This is a genomic window from Sessilibacter sp. MAH3 (assembly GCF_054658275.1).
This window is the reverse complement of record NZ_BAAGIE010000066.1, coordinates 1-916: the sequence shown is the minus strand read 5'-3', so window position 1 is coordinate 916 and position 916 is coordinate 1. Positions and strand designations below refer to the sequence as shown.

1 protein-coding gene is annotated in these 916 nt (G+C 50.1%); it reads left to right on the top strand.

Annotated features, from left to right (window positions below; genetic code table 11):
- A partial coding sequence (locus tag ACYQ2C_RS18565; RefSeq protein WP_460104689.1) for an elongation factor Tu occupies positions 1–912 on the top strand: 912 nt, incomplete at its 5' end.
- Positions 913–916: the final 4 nt, after the last annotated feature.

Below are 916 nucleotides of genomic sequence, written 5' to 3'. Positions count from 1 at the left end.
GTGTGTGGCGCAACCGACGGTCCAATGCCACAAACTCGTGAGCACATCTTGTTGTCTCGCCAAGTAGGTGTACCTTACATCGTGGTATTCCTAAACAAAGCAGACCTTCTTGCAGAAGACTGTGGCGGCTTCGGTACCGAAGAATACAACGAAATGTTGGAATTGGTTGAAATGGAATTGCGTGAGCTTCTAGACACTTACGAATTCCCAGGCGACGACACCCCAATCATTGCCGGTTCTGCATTGATGGCTCTTAATGGCGAAGACACCGACAGCCTTGGTACCTCAGCCGTTAAGAAACTGGTTGAAACTCTAGACTCATACATTCCTGAGCCAGAGCGTGCGATCGACGGCGCATTCATTATGCCAATCGAAGACGTATTCTCAATCCAAGGCCGTGGTACCGTTGTTACCGGTCGTGTTGAGCGCGGCATCGTGAAAGTGGGTGAAGAAGTTGCCATTATTGGTATCAAAGACACCATCAAAACCACCTGTACCGGTGTAGAGATGTTCCGCAAGCTGCTAGACGAAGGTCGTGCTGGCGAGAACGTTGGTGTTCTTCTACGTGGTACCAAGCGTGAAGAAGTTGAGCGTGGCCAAGTATTGGCGAAACCAGGTTCAATCACTCCGCACACCAAGTTCGAAGGCGAAGTGTACGTATTGTCAAAAGATGAAGGTGGTCGTCACACGCCATTCTTCAAAGGCTACCGTCCACAATTCTACTTCCGTACTACCGACGTAACGGGCGCTTGCGAGCTTCCAGAAGGCGTAGAAATGGTAATGCCAGGTGACAACATTCAAATGACCGTTACCCTAATCTGCCCAATCGCGATGGACGAAGGTCTACGCTTCGCAATCCGCGAAGGTGGCCGTACCGTTGGTGCCGGTGTTGTTGCTAAAATTATCGAGTAATTTG